At 69.7% G+C, this 15,780-nt stretch carries 12 protein-coding genes and 1 pseudogene; 7 read left to right on the forward strand and 6 right to left on the reverse strand.

The genetic code is table 11. The features are described 5' to 3' along the window. The first annotated feature begins 196 nt into the window (after nucleotides 1–196). A complete protein-coding gene (locus tag V1460_RS03440) occupies nucleotides 197–868 on the forward strand; it encodes an HAD family hydrolase (RefSeq protein WP_338672044.1) in 672 nt (223 codons plus the stop codon). Between the two features lie 27 nt (nucleotides 869–895). Here V1460_RS03440 and V1460_RS03445 read toward each other — a convergent pair whose 3' ends face one another. Both V1460_RS03445 and V1460_RS03450 read right to left on the reverse strand, forming a co-directional pair. Continuing rightward, nucleotides 896–1,705: a Cof-type HAD-IIB family hydrolase gene (locus V1460_RS03445; protein WP_338672046.1), complete on the reverse strand. Its 810-nt coding sequence runs from the start codon at nucleotides 1,703–1,705 to the stop codon at nucleotides 896–898. Nucleotides 1,706–1,741: 36 nt separating this feature from the next. Further along, on the reverse strand, nucleotides 1,742–4,738 hold the full coding sequence (locus V1460_RS03450; RefSeq protein ID WP_338672047.1) for a BTAD domain-containing putative transcriptional regulator: 2,997 nt from the start codon (nucleotides 4,736–4,738) through the stop codon (nucleotides 1,742–1,744). Nucleotides 4,739–4,861: 123 nt separating this feature from the next. On the opposite strand from V1460_RS03450, the gene V1460_RS03455 reads away from it, so the two are divergent. The 3 genes from V1460_RS03455 to V1460_RS03465 are packed head-to-tail and all read left to right on the forward strand — an operon-like array spanning nucleotide 4,862 to nucleotide 8,010. Then, nucleotides 4,862–5,416: a hypothetical protein gene (locus tag V1460_RS03455; RefSeq protein ID WP_338672048.1), complete on the forward strand. Its 555-nt coding sequence runs from the start codon at nucleotides 4,862–4,864 to the stop codon at nucleotides 5,414–5,416. Beyond that, nucleotides 5,416–7,491: a polymorphic toxin-type HINT domain-containing protein gene (locus tag V1460_RS03460; protein ID WP_338672049.1), complete on the forward strand. Its 2,076-nt coding sequence runs from the start codon at nucleotides 5,416–5,418 to the stop codon at nucleotides 7,489–7,491. The genes V1460_RS03455 and V1460_RS03460 overlap by 1 nt, the downstream gene beginning before the upstream one ends. Nucleotides 7,492–7,503: 12 nt before the next feature. Further along, nucleotides 7,504–8,010, forward strand: a complete 507-nt coding sequence (locus V1460_RS03465) for a hypothetical protein (RefSeq protein ID WP_338672050.1) — start codon at nucleotides 7,504–7,506, stop codon at nucleotides 8,008–8,010. A gap of 116 nt (nucleotides 8,011–8,126) precedes the next feature. Here the strand turns inward: V1460_RS03465 and V1460_RS03470 are convergent. After that, nucleotides 8,127–8,601: pseudogene (locus V1460_RS03470) on the reverse strand (tyrosine-type recombinase/integrase); the annotation flags it as partial. A gap of 818 nt (nucleotides 8,602–9,419) precedes the next feature. After that, on the reverse strand, nucleotides 9,420–10,760 hold the full coding sequence (locus V1460_RS03475) for a tetratricopeptide repeat protein (RefSeq protein ID WP_338672052.1): 1,341 nt from the start codon (nucleotides 10,758–10,760) through the stop codon (nucleotides 9,420–9,422). Nucleotides 10,761–10,910: 150 nt separating this feature from the next. On the opposite strand from V1460_RS03475, the gene V1460_RS03480 reads away from it, so the two are divergent. From V1460_RS03480 to V1460_RS03490, 3 genes are all read left to right on the forward strand, one after another. Further along, nucleotides 10,911–11,075 (forward strand): hypothetical protein, encoded by a 165-nt coding sequence (locus V1460_RS03480; RefSeq protein ID WP_338672053.1) that lies wholly within the window; start codon nucleotides 10,911–10,913, stop codon nucleotides 11,073–11,075. Between the two features lie 523 nt (nucleotides 11,076–11,598). Continuing rightward, nucleotides 11,599–13,071, forward strand: coding sequence for an asparagine synthase-related protein (locus V1460_RS03485; protein ID WP_338672054.1), 1,473 nt, complete (start codon nucleotides 11,599–11,601; stop codon nucleotides 13,069–13,071). Next, nucleotides 13,068–13,814: a class I SAM-dependent methyltransferase gene (locus tag V1460_RS03490; protein ID WP_338672055.1), complete on the forward strand. Its 747-nt coding sequence runs from the start codon at nucleotides 13,068–13,070 to the stop codon at nucleotides 13,812–13,814. Before V1460_RS03485 ends, V1460_RS03490 begins: the two co-directional genes overlap by 4 nt. Nucleotides 13,815–14,085: 271 nt before the next feature. Here the strand turns inward: V1460_RS03490 and V1460_RS03495 are convergent, their stop codons facing one another. Together V1460_RS03495 and V1460_RS03500 are read right to left on the reverse strand one after the other, a co-directional pair. Beyond that, a complete protein-coding gene (locus V1460_RS03495; protein ID WP_338672056.1) occupies nucleotides 14,086–14,757 on the reverse strand; it encodes a DUF3800 domain-containing protein in 672 nt (223 codons plus the stop codon). A 227-nt stretch (nucleotides 14,758–14,984) separates the two neighbouring features. Then, entirely contained in the window at nucleotides 14,985–15,584 is a 600-nt protein-coding gene (locus V1460_RS03500) for a hypothetical protein (RefSeq protein WP_338672057.1), read from the reverse strand. Nucleotides 15,585–15,780 lie beyond the last annotated feature (196 nt).

The raw sequence follows: 15,780 nt of genomic DNA on the forward strand, positions 1-15,780 counted from the left end.
TCTGCACCGGCCCCGAGGACGGCGACTACGCCGTCCAGACGACCGTCGCCTTCACCACGGACGCCGACCTCACCGGTACACCTGTCGGCCTCAGCCTGGTGACCGGCGAACTCCCCCGGGGCCGAGCGACTCGTCGGCCCCGGGCGGCGCCTGTGCCACACCAAGGGCGTTGTCCAGGGGCGTTAGGCTGGCCGCCATGCCCCGACCTCCCATCGAACTGGTGATCTTCGACTGCGATGGTGTGCTCGTCGACAGCGAGCGGATATGCGTCGCGGTGGACGCCGCCATCACCGCCGATCTCGGGTGCCCCTTCACCGAGGCCGAGATCCTCGAACTCTTCGTCGGATCCTCCACCGAGGTGTACACGGCCGAGATCGAGAAGCGGCTGGGGCGCCGCCTGGAGGACGGTTGGCTCCAGGCCTACGACCACCTCTACGAGGAGGCACTGGAGGCCGGACTGACCCCGGTCGACGGGATCACGGACGCGTTGGACCGCCTCTCGACGCTCGGCCTGCCCTACTGCGTGGCATCGAACGGCGACCACGGCGGCATCCGGCGCAGCCTCCGGCGGACCGCGCTGAGCGAGCGGTTCGGGGTGGATCGTGTGTTCAGCGCCCGGGACGTGGCGCGGGGAAAACCGGAGCCCGATCTGTTCCTGCACGCGGCGCGTTCGATGGGGGTCGAGCCTGCACGGTGCGCGGTGGTCGAGGACAGCGCCTATGGGGTGCGGGCGGCCCGTGCCGCCGGGATGCGTTCCTTCGGGTACTGCGGTGGGCTCACCCCCGAAGCGCGGCTGGCGGGGCCTGGCACCGTGGTGTTCGATGACATGCGGACGCTCCCAGCGCTGTTGACGGCCTCCGGCGACTGAGCCGTTCGGGCCGATCTGGCGGCAGGCTCAGTGGAAGAGCCGCTCCAGGACCGCCGCCACGCCGTCCTCCTCATTGCTGGACGTGCGCCGGGGCACGGCGGCGAGTACGTCCGGGTGGGCGTTGCCCATGGCGTACCCCAGCCCGGCCCAGCTCAGGAACGAGAGGTCGTTGGGCATGTCCCCGAAGGCCACGACCTCGGACGGGCTGATGCCGCGCTCGGCGCACAGGGCGGCGATGGCGTCGGCCTTGGTGACGCCGGGGGCGCTGACCTCCAGCAGTCCGCGCCCGCCCGAGTGTGTGAACTGCGCTTCGCCGCCCGCCGCTTGCTCGGCCATCGCGACCAGCTCCTCCGCCGCGAACCGCGTGGAGTGGGCGAGGAGCTTGACGATCGGTACGTCCAGCAGCCACAGGTCCGCCAGCGAGGCGACCGGGGACTCGGCACTGAGGTGCTCGCCGTGGCGGAGCTGGTAGGCCGGTTCGTAGCGGATCTGGTGGCCGGTCTCCACGGCGAAGCCGAGACCGGGGGCGGACTCGGCCAGCACGGCGGCGAGGCGACGGGCTGTGGTCAGGGCCAGAGTGCGGGAACTGATGACGCTGCGCGGAGTGATGTCGTACAACTGCGCACCGTTGCTGCACACCGCCGTCCCCACCACTCCGGTCGCGGCGGCCACCGCGTCGATGTAGCGGGGCGGGCGGGCGGTGACGATGACCACCTCGGCTCCTGCTTCGACTGCGGTGCGCAGGGCGCGCACGGTGCGCGGGGAGACGGTTCCGCCGCGGCGCAGAAGGGTGCCGTCAAGGTCGGTGGCGATCAGTCGGGGATGGTGGTGCGTCATGGCTCATCGTAGCGACGGTTGACGGCGGGCACCGGCTCAGCCCTCGTTCCTCCCTGCTCCCACCTCCTCCTCTACCTCAGCCAGGGCGGTCCTCAACTGCTCCCGCAGTACCGGGTGTTCCGCCGCCCGCTCCACGGCCAGCGCCGTACGGAACTCCCGCCGCGCCTTCGACCGTGCCCCCGCCGCCGCGTACGACTGCCCGAGTCGGCGCCGGATCTCCATCTCCAGCCGGGTGCGGTGCGGCTCCGAACGCCTTGAGATACGCGAGTGCAGCTCCAGTGCCTGGCGGTGGCGGCGCTCCGCCTCCGGGAGGTCGACGGCCACCGACCCCAGCCGGGTCAGCGTCAGCGCCAGCAGCAGCGTGTCCCCGGCCTGCCGAAGCAGCGCCTCACCGCGAAGCAGCGCCTCGCGCGCCTCGGCGAGCTCGCCCAGCGCGATGTACCCGTCCGCGAGTATCACCAGGCGCTGGCTGATCGGGATGGGCCGGCCGTTGCGCTCGGCCCAGGCGAGTGCCGCCAGCGCGTCGGCACGAGCTGCCTCCGCGTCGCCCTGTGCGAACAGGCTCATCGCCCGGAGCGACAGCGCCAGCGACAACCCCCAGGCGTCACCGCACTGTTCGAGTCCCGGCAACACCTCGGCCACCGTGGCGGCGACGGTGTCGTGCCGCCCCCGGATGTAGTCCTGGACGGCGAGGCCGGCCAGCGGCTGCGCGGTCAGGGTCTGGTCACCGCTGTCGCGGGCGTACTGCACCGCCCGCCGGAACCAGTCGCCGCCCTGCGCGTGCCTGCCCTGCTGGTAGTCGAGCAGCCCGAGTGAGGAGGCCAGCATGACGCGCAGCGCCGGGTCCCCGTCGCGTTCGGTGGCGTGCAGCGCCGTCGTCACCGCCGTACGGCCCTCGTCGTAGCGGTCGTGGTGGAGGAAGTGGTCCCGCAGCGCCACCCCCAGCAGCGCCGCCAGAGCGTCCTCGCCGTGCGCGGCCGCGAACCCCGGAAGGTCGACCAGGTCGGTCCCGGCCTCTTGCAGCCAGCGCGTCGCGTCCCGCGCGGAGCCGAACCACTGAGGTGCCGCCCCCACCGCCGCCGCCAGTGCCGCCGGCCCCAGGGCGTCGTCGCTGGTGAGCCAGCCGGCCCGGACGTACAAGTGGAGTGCTCTGCGGCGGGCCCGCGCGGTCTCCTCGGGCCGGGCGGCGGCCAGCTTCCGGGCGTGCACCCGCACCAGGTCGTGCAGGCGGTACCGCCCCGGGCCCGGTTGCAGCACGAGGCTCGCGTCGTACAGCTCCTCCAGTACGGTCTCGGCCTCGTCGACTCCCACCCCGAGCATCACCGCGGGTGTCCACGCATCGAACTCCGGTGTCGGCGCGTGCCCGAGCAGCCGGAACGCCCGCTGCCGGTCCTCGCTCAACTGCTCGTACGACATGAGGAAGGCGGCCTCCACACTGCGGTCCCCGGCGCTGAGCTCGCCAAGGCGCCGCTCCTCCAACGCCATCCGTGTCACCAGGTGGGCGGGGGACCACGACGGCCGGTGCTGCAGCCGCGCGCCCGCGATCCGCAGGGCCAGCGGCAGCCCGCCGCACAACCGGGCCAGGTCGCCGACCGCGCTGGGGTCGGCCGCCGAGCGCGCGTCACCGATGAGTCGGCGCAGCAGCCCGACCGAGTCGGTGGCCGACAGCGGCTCCAGGGTGACGCAGCGGTCCGCGTCCAGTCCGGTCAGCCGATGCCGTCCGGCCACCAGCACCCGGCTGCCCGGACCGGCTGGGAGCAACGGCCTTACCTGTGCGGCGCTTTCCACGTCGTCCAGGACGAACAGCAGCCGCAGCCCGCTGGTGGCGCCACGCCAGGCGGCGATCAGGTCGTCGCGTTCGTCGGGGACATCGGAGTCGGCCGTTCCGAGGGTGCGCAGCAGCCGCTGAAGCAGCCGGGTGGTGGAGGGGCGGCGGTCGCGATCGCCACCGTCCGGGGAGTGATGGGTACGCAGATCGAGGAAAAGGGCGCCGTCCGGGTGCTGGGGGCGGAGCGTCCATGCCGCGTGCACCAGCAGCGAGGTCTTCCCGACGCCGGCGGGTCCGTCCACGGTGGCGATGGTCACGGCGTTGTCGGGTCCGGGTGCGGTGAGGCTGGCGACCTCGGCGGCGCGTCCGACCAACCTGCCTGCGTTGCCGGGCAATTCGTTGACCGTGCGGGATGGGCGTGCGGCCCGCCTCGGCGCCGCACCCCGGAGTGCGGGGGCGCGGCCGATGACCGCGGTGTCGTCGTGCCGGAGCACCGCGGTGTGCAACTCCCGCAGCGCGGCTGACGGGGTGGTTCCCAGTTCCTCCCGGAGCCGGCGCCGCAGCTCCTCGTAGGCGGCGAGCGCCTCGCCCTGCCGTCCAGTGCCGTACAGCGCTCGTATCCTCAGCGCCAACACGGTCTCGTCCAGCGGCTCTGCGGCGGAGTCCGGATCCGGGGCGGCGGCCAGTTCGGCGAGCACCTCGTTGCCGCGGTCGAGCCGCAGCAGGCACTCCAGACGCCGCTGCCGCAGAGAACGACGTTCGAGCAGCAGCCGCTGCCGTTCCCCGAGCGCGTACGGGCCGGGCAGCCCGGCCAAAGGTTCCCCGCGGAACAGGCTGAGGCCCCGACCGGCCACCTCCAGTGCCCCCGTGGCATCCCCGGAGTCCAATAGCCTTCCTGATTCCAGGGCGAGTTCGGCGAGGTGCGCCGTATCGAGTCGGACCGGGGCCGCGAACCGGTAGCCGCCCGGGCCGCCCCGGATCACCGAGCCGTCCTGTCCCGTATCCGGCGCGTCCAGGGCGCGCCGCAACGCGTACACGTAGCTGGGCAGGACCCGCCGTCCGGTCGGCGGCGGCTGATCGCCCCACACCCCGTCGATCAGCTGCTCGTTGCTGACCAGCCGGCCGCCGCGCAGCACCAGTGCCGCCAGCACCGCCTGTCGGCGGGTCGGACCGATCGGCGTCTCTCCTGCGCCGCGCCATGCCAGCACGGGGCCGAGTAACGAGATACGCAGGTGCGGCGGTTCATCCGGCGACCTCACTGCCATCTGGGCTCCCAGGGTCATCACGAGCATCGCGGATCATCAGAATTTCAACGCTATTGCAGCGACGGGCCCCACGGTTGGCAAGTCAGAGCTCGAAGAAGGGCGGACTGCGCCGGTGGAGGCGGCATGACCCCTGAGGTTGCGCTGCTCCTGGGGCGCTGCGGCCTCGTCCTGTACGGCCACGGCCTCGATGACGGCGCTTGCCGGATCCACGTCGCCGGTGGTTCTGAAGTCGGCCGGATCGAGGGCGGCGAGGGTGCGTGGAGCGCCTGGGCGAGGCGGCGGCACGACGGCCGTCAAGCCCTGGTCGCCACCGATCTGCCCAGCCGCAATGCGGCGGTGTGCGCGGTCGCCGACCACGCCGAGTGGGACGACCTGCCGCGAGTCGGCCCCGCCGAGACGCCACGCGAGAGAACACGGAGGTACCCGATGACGAGCATGAAGCGACGCCACCTCTGGGCCCTGGCCCGAGAGGCCCGCAGGGCCCTGGAGGCAGGGGAGTTCACGCACACCGTGCAGCTCTACCTCAACCGCCCTGTGTACGGGAAACGTGCCGTCGGGCGGGCGGACCGGGGGGTCGACGAAGCGATCAGGGCGGTGGAGAGCTCGGGCTGGAAATGCTGCGGGGTCGAGCCGTGGCTCGGCACCGGCGTGCTGCTCAGCTTTGTCAGGGCCGACTGATGCGCGAGACGGCACGCCGGGGCGTGCTGCTGTTCGGGGGGATCGGTGCGCTGCTCCTGGCGATGGTGGCCGGGCTGCTCGTCTGGCAGTACGGCCCGGGATCCGGGCAGCCGGGCGCGGCAGCGACCAAACGCGAACTGAAGCCGTTCAGGCAGGCCGTGGAGGCGCTGGCCCAAGCCCCGGGGCTGCGTTACGAGGACACCTCGCTCGCCGGTATCACGCAGAACGAGATCACCGTCACCGCGGGCGGGAGCCAGTTCGGCACCACGAGTTCCGGCAACGGAGAGCACGGCAGGGACGTCCTGCGGGTCGAGGGAAAGACCTTCACACGGTGGCAGGTGGATCCCGCTCCGGGCCCGGAGGCCAAGGCCGCGGCCAAGCCCGGGGCGAAGATCCCCAGTGAGTGGATGACCGGTCTTGACGACGGCTCCGTACTGCTGGACGAGGCCCTGGGCCGGATGCCGAGCCCATCGGCGCTCGCGGTTGTGCTGTCCGAGGCCCTGGACCGGGCGGAGAAGGCACCCTCGGCCGAAGCCTCCGGGCATCAGCAGCGCCTGCCGGCCGTCGGGCGCACGCCGGCTCTCGCAGTCGACACCTCGGCGGGCCGGTTGCTGGTGAGCAAGCAGCGGCCGTACCGCGTCCTGCGCCTGGAGCCCTACGACATCTCGGAGATGGCCGACCGGTTCCGGAGCGGGGAGGTGCCCGCCGAGATCCCCCGGGTGACCACCGGACCACTCGCGTCGGGGAAGTCCGAGGGGATGGACCTTTCCCCGATCGCCGGAGCCGCCATCGACGCGATGTTCGACACGCTGCTCCAGTACACACGGCAGCTCGGCGACGCGACCGACCACGGCATCAACTTCACCCTCAACGGCTCGGGCCGGATGAACTGCGGCGTCTCGGGCTGCACCGCCAGCCAGCGGTTCACCGGCGAGGTCTCCAGCAAGGCGAGGGGGCGCATCACGCGGGGTGAAGTGAGCGCCGTCCTGAGCGCGGACTTCTCCGTCGGCGGGCAGCCCGCGGGCCGCTGCACCAGCGCACGCGGCACGTTCCCGGTCCGCGGCAACCAGGTCTCCGGCTCGCTGACCTGTTCCAACCCGGGCGCCGGTGCGGTGTACTCCTCGGTCGCAGCCCGGTACAAGGCCCAGGCCGAGGCGGAGTCCCGGGCCAGCGGCGGCCGGTCGGTCCGCTACAGCATCCCGCTGCGCGCCAACACCCTGATCGACGCCCGCGCCCTCGCGGCGGTCGAGGTGACCCGACTCGTCGCCCGGGTCAGCCGGGAGCGGGACTCCGCGGAATGCGTACGCCCCCACAGCTTCCCGCCGGGCACCCAGGTCCTGCTCGCCGACGGCACCCACCGGGCCATCGAGGACATCCGCGTCGGCGATCGGGTGACCGCGACCGACCCGGAGCGCGGGCAGACCGCCGCACGGCCGGTGGTCGACACCATCACCACGGACGGCGACAAGGACTTCACCCGCCTCACCGTGACCACCGCCCGCGGCCCCGCCACGGTCACCGCGACCGGTAACCACCCGTTCCGGCTGGCAGGCGCCAAGCGCTGGAAGGACGCGAAGGACCTCCGCCCCGGCGATGCCCTGCGCACCTCCGACGGCACGGACGTTCAGGTCCGCGAGGTCCGTGACCGGTACGGCCGGCAGCGCACCCATGACCTCACGGTGGACGGCTTCCACACGTACTATGTGCTGGCGGGTAAGACTCCGGTACTCGTTCACAACAGCAACGGCTGCGTGAACTGGGCCTCCAACAGCGTTAAAACGTGGGGTCATACATTCAAGACTCATGGCGCCGGAGCGAAGAACACGAAGGCTCTGACCGATCGAGCTCGTAGCACCGGGAATCAGCAAGGCCAGTGGCTGAACAATGACGCCGCTGCAGAGTTCTTGAAGGGACTCCATGTCGAAGGAGCCGGGCCCAGGTCGGTGCGCATTCCGGACGGGTTGGGGCAGGTGATCATGCCGGATGGGAGTATCGTCCAAGCGCGGGCCGCTACCATCGTCCCGAGTCCAAATGGGTTGTACAAGACGGGATTCCCGATCATTGGTCCGAACTAGGAGGCTGGAGAGATGAGCTTCTCTGTGTCGTTCAATCTGGCCGTTCCGTCTGGTGCTGTGGCTCTCGCTTCAGCGGGTCTGGAGCCGGGTGACAATTACGAAACCCTGGTCATGGAGGCATGTAGCGTCCTCTCTGACGCTGGAGGTGGCACATTCCACATTGGCGGCTTCGGGAGTGATGAGTGGCCGCTCGATGTCGCGTATGACTTGTCTGCCTTCATGGAGCAGCTCCCGTCGCTTCTGGTGGGTGTGCGCGACCGTCGCGAAGTCGAGGTTGATCTCTACTCGCAAGGTATCGAGAGGACCTTGACTTTCCGTCCAAGCGGGGATCTCGTGGTGATTCACTGCGATTCGCGGACCAATTGGGTTCCAATCCCAGGGCACGAGAGCATTGCGCGGAGTGAGCTAGTCGCGATGCTCTCGAAATTGGCCGAAGACTTCGCCAGAGGGTTGAAGGTGATCAATTCCGAACTGTCGGAGGTTGCGCCGTTCGAACGTTGGCTGGAGGGTGAGGTGTAGCCTTGCTGCCCGATCCCGCGACCCTCGCGCTGGATAGCAGCAGCAAAACTGAAGCCCCGTCAGGTGTGTCCTGGCGGGGCTTCTGCATGGGGTGACGGCAGTAGTTGACGGCAACGTCAGCGGACGGTGGCTCCACACAGCGGCGGGTCGTCGTCGCGGTTCGACTCGTCGTTGACGGGACGATCAAGAGCGGTGCTGAGGGTGTCGATGGCGTCTCGCTGGAGGCGGAGTCGGACGTGTAGTAGACGGTGGCGGTGACGCCGATGTGGGCGTGGCCGAGGAGTTCCTTGATGACGACGAGCTCGACGCCCTGTTCGGGAGCAGGGTGGCCGTGGAGTGTCTGAGGTCGTGGAAGCGGATGCGGCGGAGGCCGGCCTTGCGTAGGAGCGTGGTGAAGGTGCGGGTGAGGTTGGTCGGGTCGATCGCTCTGCCCTGCGCGGTGGCGAACACGTGCCCGCTGTCCTGCCACGTGGTGCCTGCGGCTTCCCGTTCGCGCTGCTGCTGCTCGTGGTGGTGCTTCAGCGAGTGGAGGCAACGGGTGGGGAGGGCGACGCGGCGTTCGGAGGCGCGGGTCTTGGTCGGGAGGGCAGTCCGGCAAGAACTACAGCTCCAAGGTCGTCCAGCACCTCCAGCGCGAGGAGATCGAACGCCAGGCCCGTAGGACCGCCGCCGAATTCGAGCACCTCTCCGACGCCGAGCTCAAAGCGCTTGCCGACCAAATCCATAACGAGCTCAACCAGGCCCGCACGGCGTACTAAGCAGCGGTTGAGAAAGGCCGGAAGATCACCCGCGAACTGGCCCGCCGTGGCCGACTCGCTCCACCGCTCCACGAAGATCCCGCAGCCGCCCGCAAGGAACTCGAAGACAGACGCGCCGACGCGAAGAGGCGCCGCCAGCAAGGCCCCTGACGACCAGGCTGACAGCTCGGCCAGTGGGTGAGCTGTTCGGAGTTTCTTTACTTGATTCAAGGGCGTCCCGCTGGCGCGGGCCGCCGCGCGCCGGCGGCCGGTGACCGCCGCCCGCTCCTGTCTGCCGCCCCGCTGGCGACGCCCACCGGCCACTCGGCGCGCAGTGGCAGGCAAGCGGGCCGACCCCGATCCCGGAGGCACCGCATCGGCCGCAGCGGCGCTGCCAGGCCGACTCTGCTGAACGCCGCACAGCACCACGTCAGGCTGCGGCAGCCGAAAGCCACGATCGTTGTAGGCGTGCGGTCACAGGCGAGGCCACAGATCGACTAGCCCAGCCCGCTGCTGAACGGCTAGGCCGGAGCAGGGTGGATGCCGTGACGGAAGGAAGAGGCGTGGTTGAGGCCGGTGCGGGGTTGCTGGAAGCACACGTGGCGGGTGATCTCTCGGCGCACCCGCCGTCGTGGCTGACTTTCCGTGGCTGAGCTTGAAGGTGCGATGGGGTCAGGTGACCAGCGACGGTGGTGCGAGCGTCCGTGCCCGGTCGTACAGGTCGCGGACCGCCGCGTTCTTCAGATGAGGACGCAGGAGACCGAACATCGTCTTCACGCGGTCGTCGGCGCGGTCGGACTGCACCTTGGGGTAGTCGTCGAGGGCCTGGTGCCAGGTGGCGCAGGCCGCTTCCAGGTGGCCGAGTTCCAACTGCCGCTCTGCCAGCAGGCCACGACGGTGTACTCGTGTGCGCTGGTACACGCCGGGGCGGAGCCGGTCCGCTTGCTGCATGGCTTCGACGGCTCCGGCCTTGTCACCGAGTTCGTAACGTACCTGGCTGACGTGGTAGTTGAGCGAAGAGGGGTCGTACGAGCCGAACGCCTTTCCGCGTGACTCGGCACGGTCCATGGCCGCCTCGGCTTCGCGGATGTAGCGAAGCGCACCCGTACGGTCGCCGGTCTGCGCGGCGGCGTGTGCCTGTTGGCCGACGAGGAAGGCCAGCATCCGGGGGCCGGCTTTCGGGGAGGCGGCGGCAGCGGCGTCGGCCAGCTCCATGGCCTTCGCCCCGTGGCGGAGGTCGACTGCCTGGACACTCATGCCCCGCAGGGTGGTGCAGTACGTCAGGTGGTCCTCGGCAGCGCCCGCCAGCTCCAGAGCCTTGACGTAGTAGCGCTGCGCGAGACCGTGCAGCCCTTCGTCCACGGCCATGTAGCCGGTCAGGTAGAGCAGGTCCGAGGCGGCGGACAGCATCGCCTTGCGTACGTCCTCGGACGCGTCGGCGCGTAGGTAGGAGGTCACGGTGTTGACCATGAAAGAGGCCGCCATGGGGCGTGCGTGACGACCGCCGAACTCGTCGTCCAGTTCCGAGACACGTTCGGTCATGGCGATGACCATGTCCACTTCGTTCATGCCGATGCGACTCGTGCGGCCGGACTGGACGGCATCTGCACGCCCGACCACATCAGGCCAGCCGGGAACGGTGACGGCCACGGAGAACAGGCCGGCCCCCAGGACACTGCGGCGGGACGGGTCCATATCCAGCCTCCCCAGGTCGATCACCCCTTCCACGGTATCCGCAGCCGCGGAGGAGCGATCGCGTGGAACGGGCAGCCCGGCCTCGGCATGGGTGACCGGTCGACTGAGGCGGCGGGAGAGGGCTTCGAGGATGCACGCGCGCACCGCACCGCGAGGGACGGTGCCGCCGAGCCAGTGGCTCACTGCCGACTCGTCGTAGCGCAGGGGGATTCCGGTCTCCGTACCGACGCGGTTCACCGCCCGTGCGAACTGGCGGTGAGTCCACCGGCTCTCGGCGAGCAGGCGCCCGAGCGCCACATTCGGTTCACGCTTGGCCATGCCCTCAACTCCCCGTGCCCTTACGAACTTTCAAGGCTTTCAAGTCCTGACGCTGCGGCAACGGTACCGCTGAGCGTGGTCGTGCGGTTGCGTAGAGGCAGCAGGGAACGGCGAGACCTCGCCGCAGCCGTCGTCTGAGGGACTCAAGGGATGAGAAGCGAAGCACGGGCCCGTCTGGCCCGGATGACCGAGGAGCGAGGCATGGACGGGGTATTGAGGATCGACACCTACGAGGGCGCGGACCTGCCGCCGGGCTCGAACCGGTTCTCGCCGTGTCTCTGCCCGCAGCACCGCAGTGCGGCGCGGCGAGGCTGAGCGCCGCAGTGCGCGAGGCCAACGAGCGCAGCCGTGGGGAGCGGCTATGAACCGGTTGGCCGCAGTCGTCGGCCGCTACGCAGGACCGCTCCTGATCATCACCATCTCGGGATCGGTCGGCTTCGTCCTGGGCGTGGCCGCCGCATCCACCCCTACCTGACTCCTCCCCGTCACGCATGCAGGCTCCCCACCTGTGATGAGGGAGGGCCCGCCGTCGGAAGCGGTGGGCACTCCGTCCGGCTGCCTTCTTCGCAAGGGTCCGGCAGCCGGACGGGTCCAACTCCGCAGCATCCGCCGCGGAGTCCACTGAAAACCGTAAGGGAGAAAACGATGAACGTGGACGAGCTGTTCACCGGCGACCTGATCACCGGAGTCCCGGCCGTCGAGGCCGCGCTGCTCGACAAGATGCCGGGTGGCGGCGACAACAACGGCGACCACTGCAGCAAGTGAGCCAGGGCTGACGCCAGGCGGGGCGGGGCCGTACGCGGCCCCGCCTCGCCGCACGACATCGGAAAGGGACTACATGTTGTCGATGCGTCTGCGCCTGTCCGATCTCCAGGAGCCCAAGTGGGGATCAGAAGGCGGCCGTTGGATCAACGGACTGAGCTGGATCGAACCCGCGAACGTGTCCACTCTGGTCATGGAGATCAACGACGACCAAGCGCCGCGCGTACGGATCCGCGCGAAGGAGTACAAACGGGGCGACGCCGACTTCGTCGAACTCACCATGGAGCCCGGACAAGCCCGCCTGGCGGCGGGCGTCTTCGGTACGGCCCCGCTCTACCTGACAGAGAAGGCCGGCGAACTGCACGCCTCGTGGGACCTGACACTGCTGCGACCGCATCTGCGGGCCGACCGCCTGGTGCCGCACGTCGTCGCCCGCACGCTGACGAGGCAGCACCGCTACACGTCCGAGACGCTGTTCGAAGGCGTCTACCGCCTAACCGAACGGGCATCAGCCACGTTCAGCTCCTCGGGGCTCAGCATCCACTACCCGGAGCCCGCCGAACACGTACTTGAGCCACGCACGCTGCGGCCCAGCGTCGATCCACTCGCCGCTCTGGACGAGTTGCTGACCGACGTGATCCGCCAGGCGCCGACGGCAACCGGATGCGTGGGCGTCGAACTGTCCGGCGGCGCGGACTCCGGGAACGTCGCCCTGGCCGTGAAAGCAGCGCGCTACCCGGAGGTGTATAGCTTCGGCCTGCTGGTGGGAGGAAGCACCGGCAGGCAACAGCGCGAGCGGCGCCGGGCCCTTGTGCAGCACTGCGGCTTCCGCGACACGGCCACCCCCGCCATGCAGCACCCACCCTTCTGTCCCGGAGGCGTACGCGCTCTGCGCAAGCCGCACGATCCGGCGGGAGCCTTCTACCAGGAGGCGTTCGACGTCGTACGCGAGCAGGCAGCCGCCCGGCGGTGCGAGGTGATGTTCACGGGCAGCGGCGGGGACGAAGTCAATGCCCACCACTCCAGGACACAGGCCGAACTGCCGGCACCCGAACCCGTACCGTGGCTCGGCAACAGAGCAGTCCGAGCGCTCGCCGAGGTCAACGAGCACCTGGCCCCCATCCCGGCACTGCCCGTACCGACCCTGATGGCGTTCGGGATGCACAACCCCGGATTCCTCCGATCCGGTATCTGGCCGGTGAGCCCGCTCGCACACCCGCGGATCGTGCGGTTCATGGAGCAACTGCCGCACGAGCACAAGCGAGGCAAGGCGCTGTTCCGCGACCGGATCAGACAGGCTGGGCTGCCCGAGTGGGTGGCCGCGCCGGCCGAACCGGAGAACTTCCTGGCTGTCCTGGAGAAGGGTTTGCGGTCTTCCGGCTTGCCGGTTTTGGACGACATGCTGAAGGAGTCCATCCTGGTGGACCTCGGCTACGTTGACGGCAAGGCTCTCGCCAAGGCGGGGAGGAACGCCGACTCCGCGCCGGTCGTCCCCGATCTGCTGTGCGATGTACTCGCCCTGGAGGTTGGACTGCGAAGCCTCATGTGACCAGCCCCGACACGGAAGCCGAGCACGTGGAAGCCACCAACCTCCTCTACCGCGATCCGGCACTCTACGACGTGGTCCAGTCCGACAGCACGAGCGCCGGAATGTGCCAGACCCTGATCGAGCTGCACCAGCCGGACGCCCGGACCATGGTCGACTTCGGATGCGGTACCGGTCGCGACCTGGAGATCCTCGCCAAGCGATACGAGTGCATCGGCGTGGACCTCCAGCCCGGCATGGTCGAATACGCCCACCAAGCCCGGCCCGAGCTGGACATCCGCACCGGCGACATGCGCACCGCACGACTCGGCAAACGCATGGACGTAGTGACCTGCATGGGCAACAGCCTTGCCTACGTCCACGACAACAACGACATCAGCCAGGTCTTCGCCACCTTCGCCGCTCATGCCCAGCCGACAGCGTTGCTCGTGCTGTGTTCCCCCATTGCCCCGATCACCCGGACCGAGCCGACCACCGCCACGGTCGACACCCCGAGAGGCCCCGCGACCGTCACCATCCGCCACACGTGGAACCTGCGGACCCAGATCAACACCATGCACCGGCACTGGACGCTTCCCTCGGGCGACGAGGCCCGAGACGAGATCCGCAGACGCGTCCTGTTCCCCCAGGAGCTCGAACGCTACGCGGAGGCCGCCGGCTTCGAGGTCCTGGACATGCTCGACGACACAGGGACAGGGCTTACTGGCCCCACCGCGTACACGGTGGCCCGACAAACTCCGCGGTGACCGGCGGAGCGAGAAATGGCACCAGCACCAGCCCCCCACTCCTGACGGCAGTAGCGACGGCAACAACCACCCTTGCAGGACGTTGTCGTGCCCGGCCGCGTCGACGCAGACCACGGCCTGGAGGCCGTCGGGCCAGGGCGAGCATGTGTGACGTTGGGCTTCCTATGGCATACTCAGAGTGCGGACCTGGCCTGCGTACGCGGGATCACCAGGTCTAGCTTTTGGAGTCTCCGGGAAGGGCCTGGCGCACGCGCCGGGCCCTTCTTGCCGCTCAGATCTCGAACGGTCCGTACGCGTTCGGGAGCAGCGCAGGCCACCAGTGCCACATGAAGCGCTTGCCGGGGTGCCGTAGGACGCGTTGGTAGGCGGTGTAGGCGAGCAGGTCGGCGGCCTGCACGGGTTGGCTGGTGTGGGAGCCGATGAACCAGGGGTCCTCGACGATGTGCCGGGTGGCCAGTTTCAACTTGCGGTGCTCGCGCTGATAGGCGGTGTCCGTGCCGTCCCCGTCCATCACGATGATGCCGTGGTCGCCCGTGGCGGCGAGGTCGTAGTCCAGACGGTGCAGCAGGCCCTCGTACACGGCGGCGCGCTCGCCGTAGTAGGCCCGGCCCTTCTTGGTGGTGTGCCGCCACACGGCTCCGGCCCGGGTGCCCGGCATGATCTCGATCGTGGCGAGCGCGTTCTGGACCACGGGGCCACGGAGCCGCTTCTGCCGGTTCCACTCGGGATGCGTCGAGGGGTTGCTCCGGCCGGGGATGAAGCTGGTGGCGTGCAGCTCGTAGTCGGCCGGGATGCCGGTGTCCGTGTACAGCTTCTTGCGAAAGTCGAGCCAGCACCGCAGAGCGGCACTCCAGTGCGCGAGATTGATCTCAGCCCAGCCGTAGACGATGAATCCGGTGCTCTCGGCGCCGGAGTCGTCGATGTAGAAGATGCGTCCTGCCACCAGCTCAAACTACCGATCTGCCATGCGTGGAAGGGGAGTTATCCACCGGTCGCATGCCGCCAGCAGGCGCTTCGTCTTGCGGCTCACCCGTGTGGGTGACGAGGCCCTGTGTACCGGACCGGTGGGCATCCGACCGCCGCACCCCGGGCACCACACGCTCGGGTGTTCCGGAAGTGCCGTGCCAAGCGTCAGCCGACAGGCCGTTCCGAGGGGGCAGCCGGTGTCACTCAGTCGCTGAGGTGCACCGTCAGCCGTGTCTCCGTGTCGCTGATGTTGACCGCGTCCACGAAGCCCCGGGCCTTGCGGTACTTCCCCGTGCCGCCGTCGAGCGCGAAGGTGATCTCGCCGGGGTCGGTCCCGGTGAACGTGATCAGGCTCTGGAGGGTGAGGGAGCCCCTGGGCAGCTTCAGAGTGGCCAGGCACTGCATGTCGTACTCGTCGCCGGGAGCGGTCCGGGTCAGGGTGCAGACCTCTCCGTATGTGCCGACCTCCTCGTCGGCCCGAAGCAGCGTGCCGCCGTTGATGAACTCGTCGCCCTGGGAGAGCCCGCCGGAGTCGTCGATGTCGATGAAGGTGTTCTGCGCCGTCCGTGCCACCAGGACGAAGACTTCCTCGACCTCTTCGCCCTTCATGTCCCGGTCGCGCCGCTCGCCACGCACGTCCCCGTCCCTGCCCCTGTCCCTCTCCCGATCCGCGTCGTGTCTCTCGTGCCGGAGTGTGTCGCCCGTGTCGTCGTCGGCTGCGACGGCGACGGGCTGAGCGCACATCAGGAGGGCGGCGGCCAGTCCCACGGCGCCGTTCCGGGCGGGGTGCTTGAGGCGAGGCACGATGGGGCTCCCAGGGCTGGCGGCGGGCGGTTGCCAGGCCAGCTTCGGGCGGTCGACGGAGTGGCGCGACTTCGGGTGGCCATCCAGGTGACGGGCGCTCAGGGTCCCATGTCATCAGGCTGCCGTCCCGTCACCGTTCACTCGCCGTGGCTGAGTTCGCGGGCCAGCCCGACGAGTGCGCCGGTCGAGGGGTGGG

Source organism: Streptomyces sp. SCSIO 30461 (genome assembly GCF_037023745.1).
GTDB lineage: Bacteria > Actinomycetota > Actinomycetes > Streptomycetales > Streptomycetaceae > Streptomyces.